General features: G+C 71.5%; 13 protein-coding genes. 6 read left to right on the forward strand and 7 right to left on the reverse strand.

The window, feature by feature from the left end:
- Window positions 1–165 precede the first annotated feature (165 nt).
- Window positions 166–3,309, forward strand: coding sequence for a VCBS repeat-containing protein (locus tag ACIQUR_RS13290; RefSeq protein ID WP_403662974.1), 3,144 nt, complete (start codon window positions 166–168; stop codon window positions 3,307–3,309).
- A gap of 114 nt (window positions 3,310–3,423) precedes the next feature.
- Window positions 3,424–4,392 (forward strand): S41 family peptidase, encoded by a 969-nt coding sequence (locus ACIQUR_RS13295; RefSeq protein WP_403662977.1) that lies wholly within the window; start codon window positions 3,424–3,426, stop codon window positions 4,390–4,392.
- A gap of 207 nt (window positions 4,393–4,599) precedes the next feature.
- Here the strand turns inward: ACIQUR_RS13295 and ACIQUR_RS13300 are convergent, their stop codons facing one another.
- Complete coding sequence (locus ACIQUR_RS13300; protein ID WP_403662980.1) at window positions 4,600–6,423, reverse strand: phosphoenolpyruvate carboxykinase (GTP); 1,824 nt, start codon at window positions 6,421–6,423, stop codon at window positions 4,600–4,602.
- A 227-nt stretch (window positions 6,424–6,650) separates the two neighbouring features.
- On the opposite strand from ACIQUR_RS13300, the gene ACIQUR_RS13305 reads away from it, so the two are divergent.
- Window positions 6,651–7,310: a hemolysin III family protein gene (locus tag ACIQUR_RS13305; protein ID WP_403662983.1), complete on the forward strand. Its 660-nt coding sequence runs from the start codon at window positions 6,651–6,653 to the stop codon at window positions 7,308–7,310.
- An 82-nt stretch (window positions 7,311–7,392) separates the two neighbouring features.
- On the opposite strand, the gene ACIQUR_RS13310 is transcribed toward ACIQUR_RS13305, so the two are convergent.
- Complete coding sequence (locus ACIQUR_RS13310; RefSeq protein WP_403662986.1) at window positions 7,393–9,438, reverse strand: thioredoxin domain-containing protein; 2,046 nt, start codon at window positions 9,436–9,438, stop codon at window positions 7,393–7,395.
- A gap of 290 nt (window positions 9,439–9,728) precedes the next feature.
- Here ACIQUR_RS13310 and ACIQUR_RS13315 point away from each other — a divergent pair, with 290 nt between their 5' ends.
- Window positions 9,729–13,022: a tetratricopeptide repeat protein gene (locus ACIQUR_RS13315; RefSeq protein ID WP_403662989.1), complete on the forward strand. Its 3,294-nt coding sequence runs from the start codon at window positions 9,729–9,731 to the stop codon at window positions 13,020–13,022.
- 77 nt (window positions 13,023–13,099) lie between these two features.
- Here ACIQUR_RS13315 and ACIQUR_RS13320 read toward each other — a convergent pair whose 3' ends face one another.
- Both ACIQUR_RS13320 and mca read right to left on the reverse strand, forming a co-directional pair.
- A complete protein-coding gene (locus tag ACIQUR_RS13320; protein WP_403662992.1) occupies window positions 13,100–13,336 on the reverse strand; it encodes a hypothetical protein in 237 nt (78 codons plus the stop codon).
- A complete protein-coding gene (gene mca, locus ACIQUR_RS13325; protein WP_403662995.1) occupies window positions 13,329–14,210 on the reverse strand; it encodes a mycothiol conjugate amidase Mca in 882 nt (293 codons plus the stop codon). Before mca ends, ACIQUR_RS13320 begins: the two co-directional genes overlap by 8 nt.
- 120 nt (window positions 14,211–14,330) lie before the next feature.
- Here mca and ACIQUR_RS13330 point away from each other — a divergent pair, with 120 nt between their 5' ends.
- Window positions 14,331–14,738, forward strand: coding sequence for a DUF4307 domain-containing protein (locus ACIQUR_RS13330; RefSeq protein ID WP_403662998.1), 408 nt, complete (start codon window positions 14,331–14,333; stop codon window positions 14,736–14,738).
- Window positions 14,739–14,859: 121 nt separating this feature from the next.
- Window positions 14,860–15,357, forward strand: a complete 498-nt coding sequence (greA, locus tag ACIQUR_RS13335; RefSeq protein WP_399954284.1) for a transcription elongation factor GreA — start codon at window positions 14,860–14,862, stop codon at window positions 15,355–15,357.
- A 106-nt stretch (window positions 15,358–15,463) separates the two neighbouring features.
- On the opposite strand, the gene ACIQUR_RS13340 is transcribed toward greA, so the two are convergent.
- The 3 genes from ACIQUR_RS13340 to ilvA form a co-directional block, all read right to left on the reverse strand.
- A complete protein-coding gene (locus ACIQUR_RS13340) occupies window positions 15,464–16,306 on the reverse strand; it encodes an ABC transporter permease (RefSeq protein ID WP_403663001.1) in 843 nt (280 codons plus the stop codon).
- Window positions 16,303–17,319 (reverse strand): ATP-binding cassette domain-containing protein, encoded by a 1,017-nt coding sequence (locus ACIQUR_RS13345; protein ID WP_403663004.1) that lies wholly within the window; start codon window positions 17,317–17,319, stop codon window positions 16,303–16,305. The genes ACIQUR_RS13340 and ACIQUR_RS13345 overlap by 4 nt, the downstream gene beginning before the upstream one ends.
- A gap of 127 nt (window positions 17,320–17,446) precedes the next feature.
- Window positions 17,447–18,676, reverse strand: coding sequence for a threonine ammonia-lyase (ilvA, locus tag ACIQUR_RS13350; RefSeq protein WP_403663007.1), 1,230 nt, complete (start codon window positions 18,674–18,676; stop codon window positions 17,447–17,449).
- Window positions 18,677–18,778: the final 102 nt, after the last annotated feature.

An 18,778-nucleotide genomic window follows, 5' to 3' on the forward strand; every position in this document is an offset into this window, starting at 1 on the left:
GATTCAGAGGAAACGGGCAGCTCAGTGAGGGTGTAGACGCTTCGGACAAACCGGGCCTCCAACCGGCATTTTCCCGCCTCACCCGCCACCCAATGCCCTTGTCGATGGCCCAGCTCATGCCTATAAGGTCCCGTTGGAAACAACGCACACCTGAGGGGGGTACAAGTGAAAACAAGCCAAAGGGGTGGGGACTTCAAGGCGCTGCCACGTGTCGCCACAACAGCGACACTGAGCCTTCTGATTGCCATTTCAGGCGTTCCCGCGCAAGCGGAGGACAAAGTCGCTCTAACACCAACCGCGATTTCCGGCCACGGCACTTCGGTCGAGGAAGGCAAGGCGGTAGCGGCAGCCCGCGAGTCGGGCAAGCCTCAAGAGGTCCTGTCGCACCGGACGGAAACCTCACAGGTTTTCGCCAATCCGTCCGGTTCGTTCACCCAGAACAGCTACGTCGTTCCGCAGTGGGTGCGTAAGGACAACCGGTTGGTGGACATCGACCCATCGCTGCAGGTCGCACGCAGCGGAGCCTTGGTCACGAAGGCGACCAAGATGGGTCTGGCGTTCTCCGGAGGCGGCGCGGGGCCGCTGGTCAACATGGATCAGAACGGCCGCGGCATGTCGTGGTCCTGGCCTGATCCGCTCCCCAAGCCGACGGTCGAAGGCAACGAGGCGACCTACGCCGAGGTCCTGCCTGGCATCGACCTCAAGCTGCGTGCCGGACGAAGCGGTTTCAGCCAGCTGTTGATCGTCAAGAACGCGGCGGCGGCGGCCAATCCCCGGCTGCAGGAGGTCCGGCTCAAACTGGACAGCCGGGGAGTGCAGGCCTCAACCGACGAGCACGGCAACATGCGCGCCGTGAACCCGGCAGGGCAGGTGGTGTTCGCGGCCTCACCCGGGCGGATGTGGGACAGTTCTGCCGGCCCAACGGGTACGGCCACAGCAAGCGCAGCGGCCAAGTCGAGCGCAAAGGCGACGCCGCCCAAGGACGAGTTCGAAGCCGGCTCCGGCGCCAAAGAGGCGGTCATCCCGACCAGGATCTCGGCCGGGCATCTGCGCCTCACGCCCGACGCCGAGATGCTCCGCGGCAAGAACACGGTGTACCCCGTGTACATCGATCCCACGGTCAACTCGGTGGCGGGGGTCCGCGAAGCCTGGACCATCGCCTACAAGAAGACCGGCGACGTCAGCTACTGGCTCGGCAAGACCTGGCACAACAGCGACGGCACTGTGGGGACGACGACGGCCCGGATCGGTTACGAGAACTCGACCGAGGGGACGGCCCGCACCTTCTTCCAGATGGACACGAACAACCTCTGGAACACGAACAAGGTGATCCTGAAGTCAACCTTCCGGATCAAGAACGTCTGGTCCTGGTCGTGCAGTGACGCAACCTCCGAACTCTGGCTGACGGGCCCCATCAGTCCTGCGACGACATGGGCCAACCAGCCAGGATGGTCCCGCCGGCTCGCCTACTCCCAGGAGAGCAAGGGCTGGAGTTCGTCATGCCCGGCAGCCAACCTCGCCTACGACGTGACCGACGGAGCGAAGCAGGCGGCGGCCACGTCCTGGAACAACATCACGCTGGGCATGAAGGTGCCCGACAGGGACGAGGACAACGTCAATGCCTGGAAGAAGTTCGACGTCAACACCGCCATGCTGACGACGGATTACAACACCGTCCCCAACACCCCGAGCAAGCCCCAGACGTCACCGAACACGGGCGACGACTGTGGCGTCAACACTCCGTACACCGAGATCGGCAACACCGACATCACGCTCAGGGCCGGCATCAAGGACCCGGACGGCGGCACCGTCAAGGGCCGCTTCGTCCTGTGGCCCATGGGCTACGGCGAGCCCGGCACCAAAGCAGAGCTCACAGTGGACGTGACGTCGGGCACCCAGGCGTCGTTCCCCCTCTCCAGAACCAGGTTGAAGGACCTGCTCACCAACGTCGGCATTACGACGACCGGCACCTTCAGCTGGATCGTCCGTGCCGAAGACGGCGCCCTGAACAGCGCTTGGACCGACACGTGCCACTTCCGCTTCGACGCGACCCGGCCGAGCAACCCGCCCGGCATCAGTTCGAAGGTCTTTCCCGACGGGGCGGACGGATGGCCTGTCGGCACCGGCAGCGTCCGCACAAAGGGCAGATTCACCTTCAGTGCGAGCGGGATCAAGGACGTCGCCAAGTACGAGTACTGGAGTGACTGGGACCCGGATCGCAAGACGGTCAAACCCGACGCAGAAGGCGGCACCGCATACGCGGACCTGACGCCGACCAAGGCCGGCTCCCACTACGTGTACGCCCGCAGCTACGACGACGCGGGCAACCGCTCGGACATCGCCGCGTACCTGTTCTACGTCAACGGGCCCGCAGCGAAGGACAAGCCGGGGGACATCAACGGAGACAGCATCGGAGACCTCTGGGGCACCGACAAGGATGGCAAGCTGCACCGCTTCTACGGGGTGGCGGACGGCAGCCTCGTAGAGGCCACCACCCTCGCCAGCGAAGCCGACTGGAGCGCGGACAAGATCACGCACCGGGACGACTGGACGGATGACGGTTTCGTCGACCTGGTCGCCCTGCGCAAGGACAGCGCGACCAGCACCCACCGGCTGTGGCTCCACCCCAACACCGGATGGGGGTTCGCGTGCAGCAACTGCTCGGACTCGGATTACGACAAGAAGGAACTGAAGCTCCGGATCAGCAGCAACAACCACTGGAGCAAGGGGGCCAAGCAGATCCTCGCCGTGGGTGACATCGACGGGCCGACCTACGTCGACGACGACAACATCCCCGACATCCCCGGCTACCCGGACCTGCTGGTGAACGACGGCACGCACGTCTGGCTCTATTACGGTTCCCCGAGCTTCTACATGGACGACCGGGACCCCATCCTGCTGGCCGGCAGCAGCGACACCCCCATCTCCTCCGGCAGTTCCACCGTCGCCGATGTGACCTTCGGAGCTCCCGGTGACTGGAACAGGGACGGCATCCTCGACCTGCTCGTGCGGTACGACCGTACGGACATCGGCGGCGCCCTGTGGGTGTTCAACGGCCGCAAGGATTCAGCCGGCGACTACGCCCTGAGCCTGAACTCCCGCACGAAGGTCGGTCCCGACAACTGGAGCGTCGAGGACGTGCCCCAGTTCGTGTCCGTTCCGGATCTCACCTACAACGGACGGTTCGACCTGTGGCTCACCACCAAGGGTTCAGGGCGCATCCGTTTCTGGGCTGACTGGTCGGCAGACGGCGAGACGAGCCGGATGACGGCCTCCGAGGCCTTCTCCGGTTACCAGACCATCGGGTGATCGCAGTCGTGTAGGGCAAGGGCGCGTACGACGGCTCGTCGGTCGGAGGATCGGCGGGCCGTCGTCGTATGCGGGCTAGGGTCGGCGCACGGGTGATCAACGGGGGAGGGCGTCGTGCGCAGGTGGGTGGGGTTGGGGGCCGGGGTCGTGCTGGCCGTGGCCGGGTGCTCCGGGGGCGGGGCGGGTGACGGGGCGTCGGGGGCCGGCGCGCGGGCGTACCTGGAGGAGGCCCTCGGTGTGGCGGAGCGGCACTCGGTGCTGCGGGACACCGCCGACTGGGCGGCGGTGCGGGAGGCGGCGTTCCGGCGGGCGGAGCGGGACCGGGCCCGGACGCCCGCGCAGACGTACCCCGCGATCCGGGACGCGCTGCGGGAGTTGGGCGACCGGCACAGTCAGCTGCTGGATCCGGCGCAGGCGGCGGAGGCCACCGGTGCCGCGGATGCCGAGCCGCCGGCCGTGGAGCTGCTGCCGGGACGGATCGCGCACGTGACGCTGCCGGCCGTGCCCAACGAGCGGGCCGGTGCGGAGTACGTGCGCCGGGGGCGGGAGGCCGTGGCGAAGGCGGCCGCGGCGGGGACGTGCGGGTGGGTGGTGGACCTGCGGTCCAACCCGGGCGGCGACATGTTCCCGCTGCTGGGCGCGGTGGGGGCGGTCCTGGGTGACGGGACGGTGGGTGCGTTCGTGACGCCCGGCGGAGGGCGTACGCCGTGGGTCGTCCGGAGCGGTACGCCCGGCGGGCAGCTCCGCGACTGGGGACCGGCCGCGCCGCTCCCCCGGCCCGGGCCGCCGGTCGCCGTGCTGACGAGCAACCGCACGGCCAGTGCCGCCGAAGCGGCGGTCATCGCCTTCCGTGGCCGCCCGTCGACCCGTACCTTCGGCGAGCCGACGGCCGGCCTGACGACGGGGAACGCGGCCCACCGGCTGTCCGACGGCGCCCTGCTGCTGCTCGCCGGGTCGTACGAGGCCGACCGTACGGGCACGGTGCACAAGGGCCCGCTCGCCCCGGACGAGGAGACCGGCGAGGAGCGGGCGCCGCAGGCCGCCGCGCAGTGGCTGCGCGCGCAGGACGGCTGCCGGGGCTGAGGACCGGCCCGCGCTACCGGGGGCTGAGGACCGGCCCGAGCCGGACGGCTGCCGGGGCTGAGGACCGGCCCGCGCTGCCGGGGCTGAGGACCGCCGCGGAACGGCGACGGCCCGCCGGTCACGAGGACCGGCGGGCCGTTGCTGCGTCGGGTGCCGCTTGGTCGGGGGCTCCCACGTTCTTCGTCACCCCCTCGCGGGGGTCGGGGCTCAGCCCAGGCGCTCGACGAGCGCGTGGTACTGGTCCCACAGCTCCTTCGGGGTGTGGTCACCGAAGGTGTTGAGGTGGTCGGGGACCAGCGCCGCCTCCTCGCGCCAGACCTCCTTGTCCACCGTCAGGAGGAAGTCGAGGTCCTCGGCCGGCAGGTCCAGGCCCTCGGTGTCGAGCGAGTCCTTGGCCGGCAGGATGCCGATGGGGGTCTCGACGCCCTCGGCCTTGCCGTCGAGGCGCTCGACGATCCACTTCAGGACGCGGCTGTTCTCGCCGAAGCCCGGCCACACGAACTTGCCCGCGTCGTTCTTGCGGAACCAGTTCACGTAGTAGATCTTCGGGAGCTTCGACTGGTCCTTGTCGGCCGCGACCTTGACCCAGTGGGCCATGTAGTCGCCCATGTTGTAGCCGCAGAACGGCAGCATGGCGAACGGGTCGCGGCGCAGCTCGCCGACCTTGCCCTCGGCGGCGGCGGTCTTCTCGGAGGCGACGTTCGCGCCGAGGAACACGCCGTGGTTCCAGTCGAAGGACTCGGTCACCAGCGGCACCGCGGAGGCGCGGCGGCCGCCGAAGAGGATCGCGGAGACCGGGACGCCCTTGGGGTCCTCCCACTCCGGGGCGATCGTCGGGCACTGCGCGGCCGGCACGGTGAAGCGGGCGTTGGGGTGGGCGGCCGGGGTCTCCGAGTCCGGAGTCCAGTCGTTGCCCTTCCAGTCGACGAGGTGCGCGGGCGCCTCCTCGGTCATGCCCTCCCACCACACGTCGCCGTCGTCGGTCAGCGCGACGTTGGTGAAGACCGAGTTGCCCCAGAGGGTCTTCATGGCGTTGGCGTTGGTGTGCTCGCCGGTGCCGGGCGCGACGCCGAAGAAGCCGGCCTCGGGGTTGATCGCGTAGAGGCGGCCGTCCTCGCCGAAGCGCATCCAGGCGATGTCGTCGCCGATGGTCTCGACCGTCCAGCCGGGGATCGTGGGCTCCAGCATGGCGAGGTTGGTCTTGCCACAGGCGGACGGGAAGGCGGCGGCCACGTACTTGGCCTCACCCTGCGGCGGGGTGAGCTTCAGGATGAGCATGTGCTCGGCCAGCCAGCCCTCGTCGCGGGCCATGACGGACGCGATGCGCAGGGCGTAGCACTTCTTGCCGAGCAGGGCGTTGCCGCCGTAGCCCGAGCCGAAGGACCAGATCTCGCGGGTCTCCGGGAAGTGCGAGATGTACTTGGTGCTGTTGCAGGGCCACGGCACGTCGGCCTCGCCCTCGGCGAGCGGCGCGCCGAGCGTGTGGACGGCCTTGACGAAGAAGCCGTCGGTGCCGAGCTCGTCCAGGACCTGCTGTCCCATGCGGGTCATGGTGCGCATCGCCACGGCGACGTAGGCGGAGTCGGTGATCTCGACGCCGATCGCGGACAGCGGCGAGCCGACGGGGCCCATGCAGAAGGGCACGACGTACATCGTGCGGCCCTTCATGGAGCCGCGGAAGATGCCCTTCTCTCCCGCGAAGATCTCCTTCATCTCCGCCGGGGCCTTCCAGTGGTTGGTCGGGCCGGCGTCCTCCTCCTTCTCGGAGCAGATGAAGGTGCGGTCCTCGACGCGCGCGACGTCGGTGGGGTCGGAGGCCGCGTAGTACGAGTTCGGGCGCTTGATCGGGTCGAGCTTCTTGAACGTGCCCTTGGCGACGAGCTCCTCGCACAGGCGCTCGTACTCGGCCTCGGAACCGTCGCACCAGACGATCCGGTCGGGCTGGGTGAGGGCTGCGATCTCCTCGACCCAGGAGACGAGCTCCTGGTGGTTGGTGGGGGTGGAAAGGGGAGCCGCGTTGTCGCGCGCCACGATTGCTCCTTGTAGAGGGGTTTTTAAGATGTATGCCCCGTGGGGGCTGCGACCCGGACGCGTCGTAGCTGCTCATCCGGTGCCGACCGCACTCATCTGATCATCCGTGTCGTGTGCCCATATGTCCAGGGGGCCTCTCACGTGAGCATCGCCACTCGGTTCAATCTTCGGCAAAGCGAACAATCGGCAAAAGACACCTCCCGGCAACCTACGGACCCGTAGGTAGCATGGCGGCCATGACTCTTGATGCCCCCGCCAAGCCGCTCATGCGCGGCTGGCTGCACGCCGGGATGTTCCCCGCCGTGGTGATCGCGGGCCTGGTCCTCATGGCCTTCACGGACTCGACCCGCGCGCGGGTGGCCTGCGGCGTGTACGCACTCACCGCCTGCCTGCTCTTCGGGATCAGCGCGCTCTACCACCGGGGCACCTGGGGGCCGCGCGGCGAGGCGGTCCTGAGGCGGCTGGACCACGCCAACATCTTCCTGATCATCGCGGGGACGTACACCCCGCTGACCGTGCTGCTGCTGCCCGACTCCACCGGACGGACCCTGCTGTGGGCGGTCTGGATCGCGGCCGCGGCCGGCATCGCCTTCCGCGTCTTCTGGGTCGGGGCGCCGCGCTGGCTCTACACCCCCTGCTACATCGCGATGGGGTGGGCCGCGGTCTTCTTCCTCCCCGAGTTCATGCGCGCGGGCGGGATCGCCGTACTGGTCCTCGTGATCGTCGGCGGCCTGCTGTACAGCGCGGGCGGGGTCATCTACGGCATCAAGCGGCCGAACCCCTCACCGCGCTTCTTCGGCTTCCACGAGGTCTTCCACTCGCTCACCCTCGCGGCCTTCATCACCCACTACGTGGGCATCTCGCTGGTGGCGTACGCGCACGCGTAGCGAGGACGGCGCACGCGCACGAGGACGGCGCACGCGCACGCGCAAGAGGCCGCCGGCACTCAGCCGGCGGCCTCTTCCACGACTACGACCTGACCGCGCCCAGCTCACGCGCCAGCGCGCGGTCGTCGCCGGTCGGCGCCGCGCAGACGAAGTGCCGGCAGACGTACGCCGCCGGCCGCCCCCCGACCAGCGGCCGGTCGGCCAGCAGCGGGAACTCGTCCCCGCCCGGCTCCCCCACCGCCACGACCGCACCCGGCGCCGTCCCGAGCAGCGCCGTACGGTGCAGCCGGTGCAGGGCGGCGTCGTCGGCGGGCCCGACCACGGCGATCTCGCGCGGCCCGTCGAGCAGCGCCTCCGCGACGGCCAGCCCCCACCCGATGAACCGCGGGGCCCGCGGCCCCAGGGCGTGCACCACGCCCAGCGCGCGCTCCGCCGCGGTGCGGTGCGCCTCCGAGCCGGTGTGGGCGGCGTACGAGAGCAGCGCACCCGCGGCGGCGGTCCAGCCGGCCGGCGCCGCGTTGTCGGTGGGGTCCTGCGGCCGGCGGATCAGCTGCTCCGCGTCGTGCGCGGTGTCGTACAGCGTGCCGTCCTCGGCGGTGAACTGGTCCAGGATCAGGTCGGCGAGGAAGCCGGCGAACTCCAGCCAGACCCCCTCCCCCGTCACCGCCGCCAGCGCGAGGAAGCCCTCCGCCACGTCGCCGTAGTCCTCCAGCACCCCGTCGTTGCCGCCGACCACGCCGTCCTTGCTGGTCCGGGCCAGCCGCGCGCGCCCGGAGGCCGCGTCGAAGTGGACGCGCACCAGCAGGTCCGCCGCCTCGGTGGCCCGCTCGACCAGGTCGGGGCGGTCGAAGTACGCCCCGCACTCGGCCAGCGCGGCGATGGCCAGGCCGTTCCAGGCCGCCACCACCTTGTCGTCCCGGCCCGGCGCCGGCCGGGACGCCCGCGCGGCCAGCAGCCGCTCCCGGATCGAGGCCATCCGCGCGGCCTCGACCACCGGCCCGTCCTGCGGGAGCTGGAGCACCGACTTCCCGTGTTCGAAGGTGCCCTCCTCGGTCACCCCGAAGTACGCCATCGCCGTCCCGGCGTCCTCGTCGCCGAGCACCTCGCGCAGCTCGGCGGCGGTCCAGGCGTAGTACGCGCCCTCGACGTGCTTCCCCGTGCCGTCGTCGGAATCGGCGTCCAGCGCGGAGGCGAAGCCGCCCTCCCGCGTGCGCAGTTCCCGCACCATGAAGTCGGCGGTCTCCAGGGCCACCCGCCGGGCCAGGCCGGACCCGGTGCTGCGCCACAGGTGCGCGTACGCACGGCACAGCAGCGCGTTGTCGTACAGCATCTTCTCGAAGTGCGGGACCACCCACGCCCGGTCCACCGAGTACCGCGCGAAGCCGCCCCCGAGCTGGTCGTAGATCCCGCCCCGCGCCATCGCCTCGCAGGTGTCGGCGGCCATCTGGAGCGCGCCCTCCGCCCCGGTCCTGGCGTGGTGCCGCAGCAGGAACTCGACCACCATCGACGGCGGGAACTTGGGCGCCCCGCCGAACCCGCCGTGCCGGGAGTCGTAGTCCCTGGTCAGCCCGAGCAGCGCCTGCGCCAGCTCCTCGGGCCCCGGCACACCGGCCCGCCCGTAGTCGAGCTGCCGCCCGGCCAGGTCCCGCACGATCTTCTTCGCGACCTCGGCCACCTCGTCCCGGCGCCCCACCCAGGCCGTGCGCACGCCCTCCAGCACCTGCATGAAGGACGGCATCCCGTGCCGCGGCTCCGGCGGGAAGTACGTACCGAAGTAGAAGGGCTCGGCGTCGGGCGTCAGGAACACCGTCATGGGCCACCCGCCCTGCCCGGTGGCCGCCTGCACCGCCTCCATGTAGACGGCGTCGACGTCCGGCCGCTCCTCGCGGTCCACCTTGACGTTGACGAAGTGCTCGTTGAGGTAGGCCGCCGTCAGCTCGTCCTCGAAGGACTCGTGCGCCATCACGTGGCACCAGTGGCAGCTCGAGTACCCGACGCTGAGCAGCACCGGCACCCCCCGCTCCCGCGCCTCGGCGAACGCCTCGGGCGACCAGGGCCACCAGTCCACCGGATTGTCCGCGTGCTGCAGCAGGTACGGGGAGGTCTCATGAGCGAGGTGGTTCGGCATGCGCACATCCTGCCCCACGCCCGGAAGCCCATCGCCGGAAGCCACGAACCGGAGCCGGGCCCCGTACCGGAAAAGGGGAAAAGAGGAAAAGGGGAGGAGGTCCGGGTGGCCGTGCCGGGGCGCAGCGGGGACGCCGGGTGCGCGCGGCCGCACCGGGATCCCGGACGGAGGTTTGGCGCGAAGCTCTGATCCTGCTCAACTCCGGGCCATCCGGCGGGCGTTCTCTCGCGCGGGCGACTTCCGCGCCGCACACTGGTCCTCCTGGCCAGGCTCTTCGGAGGGGGATGCGCATGCGTGACGGCCATCGGGGCGAGGCGGAGCAGCTGGTGGCGCGGGCCGTCGAGGAGGAGGTGCGGCGGTCCGGCGGGCGGCTGGAGCAGGGGCCGCTGCTCGTCCGGGCGAGAGAGGCGCTGGACGCGATGGCGTCCGCGGCCGCTCCCGAGTACGCCGCCTACACCCGGGCGCTCGACGAAGCCGCCGCCGGGGCTCCCTCGCTCGGCGCCGCCTTCCGGGTGAGCGCCTCAACGGCAGCCCTGGTGACGGGCGTTGCCGCACTGACCGCTTCCGTCACCGACCTTGCCCTGGGCCTGGAGGCCGGTGCGGCACTCGGTGCCGGGGCGGTGGTCGCGGCAGCCGGCGCGGCGGCCACCGCCGCGAAGGTCGCGGCCGACTACTGGCCGGCCGCCCACCGCAGGGCCGGCGCCCTGGGCCAGCCGGGCGGCCCCGAACAGCTGCGGCTCCAGTGGCTGACGGCGCTGGAGGTGCGAGGCGTACGGCCCTTCCTCGACCAGCAGCGGATGGTCTCCGAGGCCGCCCGCCGCACCGTCCCGAAGCAGACCGCCGCCGCCCCGCAGCTGCGCGGCGCGGACCGCAGCGCGGCGGCCCGGCGGCGGAACGTACTGGCCCAGTCCTTCGGGCAGCTGCCGGAGCCGGCCGGACCGTTCGCCGGGCGGCGGGCCGAGGTGGCCCGGATCGCCCAGTGGGTGCAGGCCGCCCGGGCCAGCACCGAGACCCGGCCCGTGGTCGTCGTGCTGCACGGCGAACCGGGCGTGGGCCGCACCACGCTGGCCGTCCGCACCGCCCACCACCTGCGCGACCAGTACCGCGGGGCCTGCGTGGTGGACCTGCGGGGCGGCTCGCTCAGCGGCGAGACCCCGCTCCCCACCCGGGAGGCGCTGCTGCACCTGCTGAACCGGCTGGGCGCCCCCCGCGAGCAGCTCCTCTTCCGTGAGCGGTCCTCCGCGGAACAGCAGGTACGGCGGCTGGCGGAGCTGTACCACCAGCACCTCCAGGGGCTGCCGGTGACGGTGGTCCTGGACGACGCGGCGGACCCGGCCCAGGTGCGGCTGCTGGTGCCGGAGCGCTCGGACTCGCTGGTGCTGGTCACCGCGCGCCGGCCGCTGGCCCTGCCCGAGGACACCCCCGCCTGGGTGTACCAGCTGCCGGTGACCGCGCTGGCCGACCAGGACGGCGCCGAGGTGCTGCGGGAGGCGGTCGAGGCGGCCGGCACGAGCGTGTACGACGAGCAGGCGCTGGCCGCGATCCAGCGGTTCACCGGCGGCCTGCCGCTGGCGCTGCGGCTGACCGGCCCGCTGCTCGGCACGCACACGGCCCGCCGGTTCGAGCTGCACCTGCGGGACCGCGCGGGCTCGCTCGACGTGACCGAGCGGGCGCTCGACCTGTCGTACGCGCACCTCGCCGACCCCGCGCGGCGGCTGCTGCGGCGGCTGGCGCTGGCCGGCCGGGTCTCGCTCGGCGCGGCGGCCGCGGCCGCGCTCACGGAGACCAACGAGGCGGAGGCCCAGCGGCTGCTGGGCAAGCTGGCCAAGACCGGCCTGATCGACCACGTGCGCGGCGAGCGGTACCGGCTGCACGACGCGGTGCGCTCGTACGCGGCCGCGAAGCTGGTGGAGGAGGAGGACCGTACCGAGATCGCGGCGGCCCACGAGCGGCTCATCCGGAACTACGCGCAGCTGGCCGACACCGTGATCCGGATGGTCGACGGCAAGACCTCGACGCGCGCCGACACCTTCGTGAAGGGCGCGGTCGGCGGCCACGGCTTCACCTCCCTGGAGGCGGCGCTGCAGTGGCTGGACGACGAGTCGAGCTTCATCACGGCGGCGCTGCGGCACACCGAGGGCGTGGACCAGCGGGCGGTGCTGGACCTGCTCGGCGCGCTGTGTGACTACTGCCTGCTGCGCGGTGACCTCTACCGGCTGGGGGAGATCAACGAGCTGACCCAGGCCGTGGACCAGGGGCTGCTGGTGCGGTCGGTGCAGTGGCGTACCGGCATCGCGGCCCGGCAGCTGGGCGAGCTGGACAAGGCGCGCACCACGCTGGCGTCGGTGGTCGACTCGTACTTCGAGGCCCGGCACGAGTCCGGCGCGGCGCGGGCCCTGGTCTCGCTGGGCATCACCCTGCACCACCAGGGCAACCTGACGGAGGCGGCGGCGCGGATCCGCGAGGCGCTGGCGCTGCAGACCGGCGAGGAGCTGGCCGGCGACCGGGCCTGGGCGCTGCACGCGCTGGCCTCGGTGGAGCGGGACAACGCCCGGCTGGGCGAGGCGCTGGAGCTGCTGGCGGAGTCGCTGCGGCTGCACCGGGACAGCGAGAGCCTGCACGGCGAGGCCTGGGCGCACTTCCAGCGCGGCCAGGTGTACCTGCGGATGGGCGACGTGCCCGCCGCGGACGCGGAGCTGCGGCTGGCGCTGGACCTGTACGGGCGCACCCACGACGACCGCGGCCGGGCGTGGGCGATGACGCAGCTGGCCCGGGCCTGGCTGGTGGACGGCGACGCCTCGGCCGCGGTGGACCGGCTGCGTGAGGCGCTGCTGCGGCACCGGGAGGCGGAGGACGCGCGGGGTGAGGCGTGGACCCTGTACTACCTGGGCCAGGCGCTGGAGGAGCAGGGCGACGCCGACCAGGCGGTCCGGGAGCTGGAACGCGCCCGCACGATGTTCTCCCGGATGCGGGACGTGTACGGGCTGGCCTGCGCCCGGCACCACTCGGGCCGCGTGACGCGGGACCTGCGGGCGGCGCAGACCGGGAACCTCCGGAACTCGGGGTTCGCCCGGCAGCTGCTGGTGGACGCGCGGGCGGACTTCCACCGGATCGGGGTGGCCCACGGGGAGGCGTGGACGTGCCTGGAGCTCGCGGTGGTGGACGCGGGGAACAGCAAGGCCACGCAGGCGGTCGCGCTGTGCGAGGAGGCACTGGCGCTGTTCCGCTCGTACGGGGACCTGCGCGGCGCGGACTGGGCGGTGCTGCTGCGGGCCACCCTGCTGCCGTACGCGGCCGCGGGCGGCGAGGACGCGGCACGGGAGGCGCTGGCGTCGCTGGCCGGCGGCCATCCGGCGCGGGATCCGAAGCTGGCGGACTGCGTGGAGGCGTACGCCGTGATGCTGGACCGCGGCGTGGATCCCGCCGAGGGCTGGCAGGGCTACCGCCTGGGCATGATCCCGTCCCGCCACGCCCGCGAGGTCATGGGCGTCCCGGTCCCGGCACGGGACGGGGAGACGGACACGGGCGGCACCACCGGCACCGCGGACGCGGCCGGCACCGCGGACACCGCAGGCACCGGTTGAGGGGGGGCGGCCCCCCAACCGGTGTCCCGGGCGCCGGCGGGACCGGGGAACGGTCCCGCCGGCGCCCGGGGCGGGCGTCAGGCCCCGGCCGGCTTCGACGGGGCGTCGGCCGCGGCCGGCTCCGGGGCCTCCTCGAAGTCCACCCGGCCCATGTGCCGGTTCATCGACTTCATCAGGCCCCACGTCCCCAGCGCCAGCACGGCGAAGACGATGAAGCCCAGGATGCCGGGGGTCACCTTGTTCTTGTCGAAGGTGTCCCCGGCGAGCGGGAGGAGCTGGGCCAGTGCGGCGTGAGTAGCGCTCATGTCAGGCATTGTCCCGGATGCCCGCGAAGAGGTCGTCCTCGGGGAGGGTGGTGTCCACGAGCGACTTCGCCAGCTCGTACTCCTCGGTCGGCCAGATCTCCTTCTGGAGCTCCAGCGGGACGCGGAACCAGCCGCCGTCGGGGTCGATCTGCGTGGCGTGGGCGATCAGGGCCTTGTCGCGGATCTCGAAGAACTCGCCGCACGGAACGTGCGTGGTCAGGGTCCGCTCCGTGCGCTCGAACTCCTTCCAGCGCTCCAGCCACTCGCCGTACGGGGACTCCAGGCCGCGGGCCAGCAGGCCCTCGTGCAGGGCGACGGTGCGCGGCTTGTTGAAGCCCTGGTTGTAGTAGAGCTTCTGCGGCTGGTAGGCGGGGCCGAACTCCGCCTCCGGGTACTTCTCGGTGTCCGCCGCGCCCTCGAACGCCACCATCGAGATCTTGTGGGTCATGATGTGGTCGGGGTGCGGGTAGCCGCCGTTCTCGTCGTACGTCGTGATGACCTGCGGACGGAAGGCGCGGATCTTGGCGACCAGGCGGCCGGCGGCGGCGTCGACGTCCTCCAGCGCGAAGCAGCCCTCCGGGAGCGGGGGCAGCGGGTCGCCCTCGGGCAGGCCGGAGTCGACGTAGCCCAGCCACTCCTGGGAGACGCCGAGGATCTCGCGGGCCTCGTCCATCTCCTTGCGGCGCACCTCGTGGATGTTCTCCTCGATGTACTTGTCGCCCTGGAGCTTGGGGTTGAGGACGGAGCCGCGCTCGCCGCCCGTGCAGGTCACGACCAGCACGTCCACCCCCTCGGACACGTACTTGGCCATCGTCGCGGCGCCCTTGCTCGACTCGTCGTCGGGGTGCGCGTGGACTGCCATCAGGCGAAGCTGCTCAGTCAAGACTCGATCCTCAGTGTTTCGGCGCCGAACACGGGGCCGTCCCGGCCGGACGGGGGACGGCTTCTATAGTGACCGAATCGGGGGGCGGAAAATTCCACGGCCCCCAGGAGAGGAACGATCATGAGCGCGGTGCGCGAGGGCTTGCCGGAGGGCCGCTACGGCCGCACCCAGGACGAGCGCGCGGACCGGAAGCTCAAGATCATCGGCTCGGTGCTGGGCGTGGGGCTGCTGGGCGTGGTCGGCTGGATCGGCTGGGACTACGTCGCCGGGCAGTCCGTCAGCGCCGAGGTGATCAAGTTCCAGGCCTTCGACGACGAGGTCAAGGTGCACCTGGAGGTCCGCAAGGACTCCGCCGTGCGCGGTGTGTGCACCCTCAGCTCCCAGGACCGGGACCACAATGAGGTCGGCCGCAAGGATTACGTCTTCGATCAGCGGGCATCCCGTATCGACGAGGTGGTCGTGCTGAAGACGACCAGCAGGGCCACGACGGTCGAGCTGGTCGGGTGCCAGCCGGCCGCTTCCCGCTGACCTGCACTGACACACTTCATACTCGCTGCCTCCTCCCCCTTTTTCCCCCGAATTGTTAGGCTCGTGGTTTCGCCTGGCAGAGCGAGGCGGCTTGTAATCCCAGTACCGACGAGGAGCACCTGTGACCCAGACGAGCGAGAGCGTCACCTGGCTGACCCAGGACGCCTACGACCAGCTCAAGGCCGAGCTGGAGTACCTGTCTGGTCCCGCACGCACGGAGATCGCGGCGAAGATCGCGGCCGCCCGTGAGGAGGGTGACCTGCGGGAGAACGGCGGGTACCACGCGGCCAAGGAGGAGCAGGGCAAGCAGGAGCTCCGGGTCCGCCAGCTGACGCAGCTGCTCGAGTCCGCCAAGGTCGGCGAGGCGCCGTCCTCCAACGGCGTGGTGGCCCCCGGCACCGTCGTGACCATCGCCTTCGACGGCGACCCGGACGACACCATGTCCTTCCTGCTGGCCTCGCGCGAGTACGCCTCCACGGAGATCGACACCTACTCGCCGCAGTCGCCGCTGGGCCAGGGCGTGGCCGGCAAGAAGATCGGCGAGGACGCGGAGTACGAGCTGCCGAACGGCAAGAAGGCCTCGGTGCGCATCCTCGACGTCAAGCCCTACACCGGCTGACGCACGCACGGCTGACACACGCACGGCTGACGCGGGAGCCCCCGCCCGGAACGTTCCGGGCGGGGGCTCCCGCCGTGTCCGCCGGGCCGAGGTCCGGCCCGCGGGGTCAGACCGACGCCGAGCGGTACTTGCGGACCGAAAGCGTCCGGAACACCACGATGATCAGCACGGACCACATCAGCGAGGCCTCCACCGGGTGCTGCATGGGCCAGGCCGGTGAGTCCACCACGCCCGGGTTGCCGAACAGCTCCCGGCACGCCTGCACGGTCGCGCTGAAGGGGTTCCACTCGGCGACGTGCCGCAGCCAGGGCGTCATCTGGCTGGTGTCGACGAAGGCGGTCGACACGAACGTGACCGGGAAGAGCCAGATCAGCCCGCCGGAGGTGGCGGCCTCGGGGGTGCGTACGGACAGCCCGATCAGAGCGCCGATCCAGGTGAACGCGTACCCGAGGAGCAGCAGCAGCCCGAAGCCGGCCATGACCTCGCCGGCGCTGGTGTGCGTGCGCCAGCCGACCAGCAGCGCGACCATCGCCAGCACGAACAGGGTGAGCGCGGTCTGCACGAGGTCGGCCAGGGTGCGGCCGGTGAGGACCGCGCCGCGCGCCATGGGCAGCGAGCGGAACCGGTCGATCAGCCCCTTGTGCATGTCGTCGGCGATGCCGGCGCCCGCTCCCGCGGTGGCGAAGGTGACGGTCTGCGCGAAGATGCCGGCCATCAGGAACTCGCGGTAGACCGCGGGGTCGGTGGTGTCGCCGACCTGCATCGACCCGCCGAAGACGTAGCTGAACAGCACGACGAACATCACTGGCTGGATCAGCCCGAAGATGATCATCTCGGGGATCCGGGCCATCCGGATGAGGTTGCGCTTGGCGACGACCATGGAGTCGCCGATCGACTGGACCACGCCGCCGCGCGGACGCGGGGCCGGTGCGGTGCCGGTGACGGTCACGAGGCCGCCTCCTTACGGGCCTTCTGGCCCCTGGACCGGTCCGCCCCCGCCGCGCCGTTCTCCTCTTCCGCGAGCGCGGCCGCGTGGCCGGTGAGGGAGATGAACACGTCGTCGAGGGTGGGGCGGCGCAGCCCGATGTCGTCGATCTCGATCCCGCGGGCGTCCAGCTCCCTGATCACCTCGGCGAGCAGCTTGGCGCCGCCGGTGACCGGGACGGTGAGCTTGCGGGTGTGCTCCTCGACGGTGGCCGGGCTCTTGCCGAAGCCGGTGAGCACCCCGGCGGCGTCCGCGATGTGCTCCCGCTCGTGCACGACGACCTCCACGCGCTCGCCGCCCGTCTGGGCCTTGAGCTGGTCGGACGTACCGCGGGCGATGACGCGGCCGTGGTCGACCACGCAGATGTCGTGGGCCAGCCGGTCGGCCTCCTCCAGGTACTGGGTGGTGAGGAGCAGCGTGGTGCCCCCCGCGACCAGTTCCTCGATGACGTCCCACAGGGCCTGCCGGTTGCGGGGGTCGAGGCCGGTGGTCGGCTCGTCCATGAACATCACGGGCGGCCTGACCACGAGCGCGGCGGCCAGGTCGAGGCGGCGGCGCATGCCACCGGAGTAGGTCTTGGCCGTGCGGTCGGCGGCGTCGGCGAGGTTGAAGCGCTCCAGCAGCTCCACCGCGCGGGCCTTCGCCGCCTTCGCGTTCATCTGGTAGAGCCGGCCGACCATCTGGAGGTTCTCGCGGCCGGTGAGGTATTCGTCCACCGCCGCGAACTGGCCGGAGAGGCCGATCGAGCGGCGCACCTCGTTCGGGTGCTTCAGCACGTCGATCCCCGCGACGGAGGCGGTGCCGCTGTCGGGCTGGATGAGGGTGGTCAGGACGCGCACGGTCGTGGTCTTGCCCGCGCCGTTGGGGCCGAGCAGGCCCAGGACGGTTCCCTCGGGCACGTCGAGGTCCACGCCGTCCAGGGCCCGTACGTCGCCGAAGGTCTTCACCAGACCTTCGGCGTAGATCGCGCCTGGCATATGGATTCTCCCAGTATTAAAACGGGTGTTTCCTACGCAAATCCTATGGTCGGCGGGCAACGGTCGCCCGGCCGGGTGAGCGGGGCGAGCACGAGCGGGCACGGGTGGACGGCGCCTGCCGCCGCGGTCACGCCAGGACGGTGTACCCGGCGTCCCGCAGCGACCGCGCGACCTCCGCGCAGTGCTCGGGCCCCTTGGTCTCCAGGTGCAGCTCCACCTCCACCTCCGTGAGCCCCAGCCGGGGATCCGTGCGTACGTGGCTCACGTCCAGAACATTGGCATCCGCCACTGACAGCACCCCCAGCAGACCGGCCAGCGCCCCCGGCCGGTCCGGCACGCGCAGCCGCAGCGAGAGGTAGCGCCCCGCGGCCGCCATGCCGTGCCGCAGGATCCGCTGGAGCAGCAGCGGGTCGACGTTCCCGCCCGACAGCACCGCCACCACCGGCCCGCGGTACAGCTCGGGCTCGCTCAGCAGCGCCGCCACCGGGCTGCACCCGGCCGGCTCCACCACCAGCTTCGCCCGCTCCAGGCACAGCAGGAGGGCACTGGAGAGGGCGTCCTCCGAGACCGTCCGCACCTCGTCGACGAAGTCCCGCACGATGTCGAAGGGCACGTCACCCGGCCGCCCCACCTTGATCCCGTCGGCCATGGTCACCGGGTTGTCCAGCACCACCGGGTGCCCCGCCGCCAGCGAGGGCGGGTACGCCGCCGAGCCCTCGGCCTGCACGCCCACGATCCGCACGTCCGGCCGCAGCGCCTTCACCGCCACCGCGATGCCGGCGGCCAGCCCGCCTCCCCCGACGCCGACCACGATGGTCCGCACCTCGGGGCACTGCTCCAGGATCTCCAGGCCCACCGTGCCCTGACCCGCGATGATGTCGCGGTGGTCGAAGGGGTGGATGAACACCGCCCCGGTACGGTCGGCGTACTCCTGGGCCGCGGCCAGCGTCTCGTCCACGACGTTCCCCTGGAGGCGCACCTCGGCCCCGTACTCCCGGGTCGCGGCCACCTTCGGCAGCGGCGCCCCGACCGGCATGAACACCGTCGAGCGCACGCCCAGCAGGGCGGAGGCCAGGGCCACGCCCTGCGCGTGGTTGCCCGCGCTGGCCGCGACCACCCCGGCCACCTTCTCCTCGGGACGCAGGCCGGCGATGCGCACGTACGCGCCGCGCAGCTTGAAGGAACCGGTGCGCTGGAGGTTCTCGCACTTGAGGTGCACCGGGGAGCCGACCAGGGCGGAGAGGTGCCTGCTGCCCTCCATGGCGGTGACCCTCGCGACCCCCGAGAGCATCTTCTGGGCGCCTCGCACGTCGTCGAGGATCAGCGGCGGAACATGGGCGGACAGGCGGTAGTTCATGCCGCAAGTCTCGCAGCGGATGCACCGGGACGCCCGGGGCCGCGGATACCCGTACCGGGATTCCGCAGCCCCTCTACGGTGCGCCCGGCGGCCGCGTACGCT

It is taken from the genome of Streptomyces sp. NPDC101132 (assembly GCF_044759225.1).
Classification (GTDB): Bacteria; Actinomycetota; Actinomycetes; order Streptomycetales; family Streptomycetaceae; genus Streptomyces.

What these genes read in the sequence shown, in the direction of transcription:
- ACIQUR_RS13305 (WP_403662983.1), top strand. Translation starts at nt 6,651, where the DNA reads ATGGCGGCCATGACTCTTGATGCCCCCGCCAAGCCGCTCATGCGCGGC.
- ACIQUR_RS13310 (WP_403662986.1), bottom strand. Translation starts at nt 9,438, where the DNA reads ATGCCGAACCACCTCGCTCATGAGACCTCCCCGTACCTGCTGCAGCAC.
- ACIQUR_RS13315 (WP_403662989.1), top strand. Translation starts at nt 9,729, where the DNA reads ATGCGTGACGGCCATCGGGGCGAGGCGGAGCAGCTGGTGGCGCGGGCC.
- ACIQUR_RS13320 (WP_403662992.1), bottom strand. Translation starts at nt 13,336, where the DNA reads ATGCCTGACATGAGCGCTACTCACGCCGCACTGGCCCAGCTCCTCCCG.
- ACIQUR_RS13330 (WP_403662998.1), top strand. Translation starts at nt 14,331, where the DNA reads ATGAGCGCGGTGCGCGAGGGCTTGCCGGAGGGCCGCTACGGCCGCACC.
- ACIQUR_RS13345 (WP_403663004.1), bottom strand. Translation starts at nt 17,319, where the DNA reads ATGCCAGGCGCGATCTACGCCGAAGGTCTGGTGAAGACCTTCGGCGAC.
- ilvA (WP_403663007.1), bottom strand. Translation starts at nt 18,676, where the DNA reads ATGAACTACCGCCTGTCCGCCCATGTTCCGCCGCTGATCCTCGACGAC.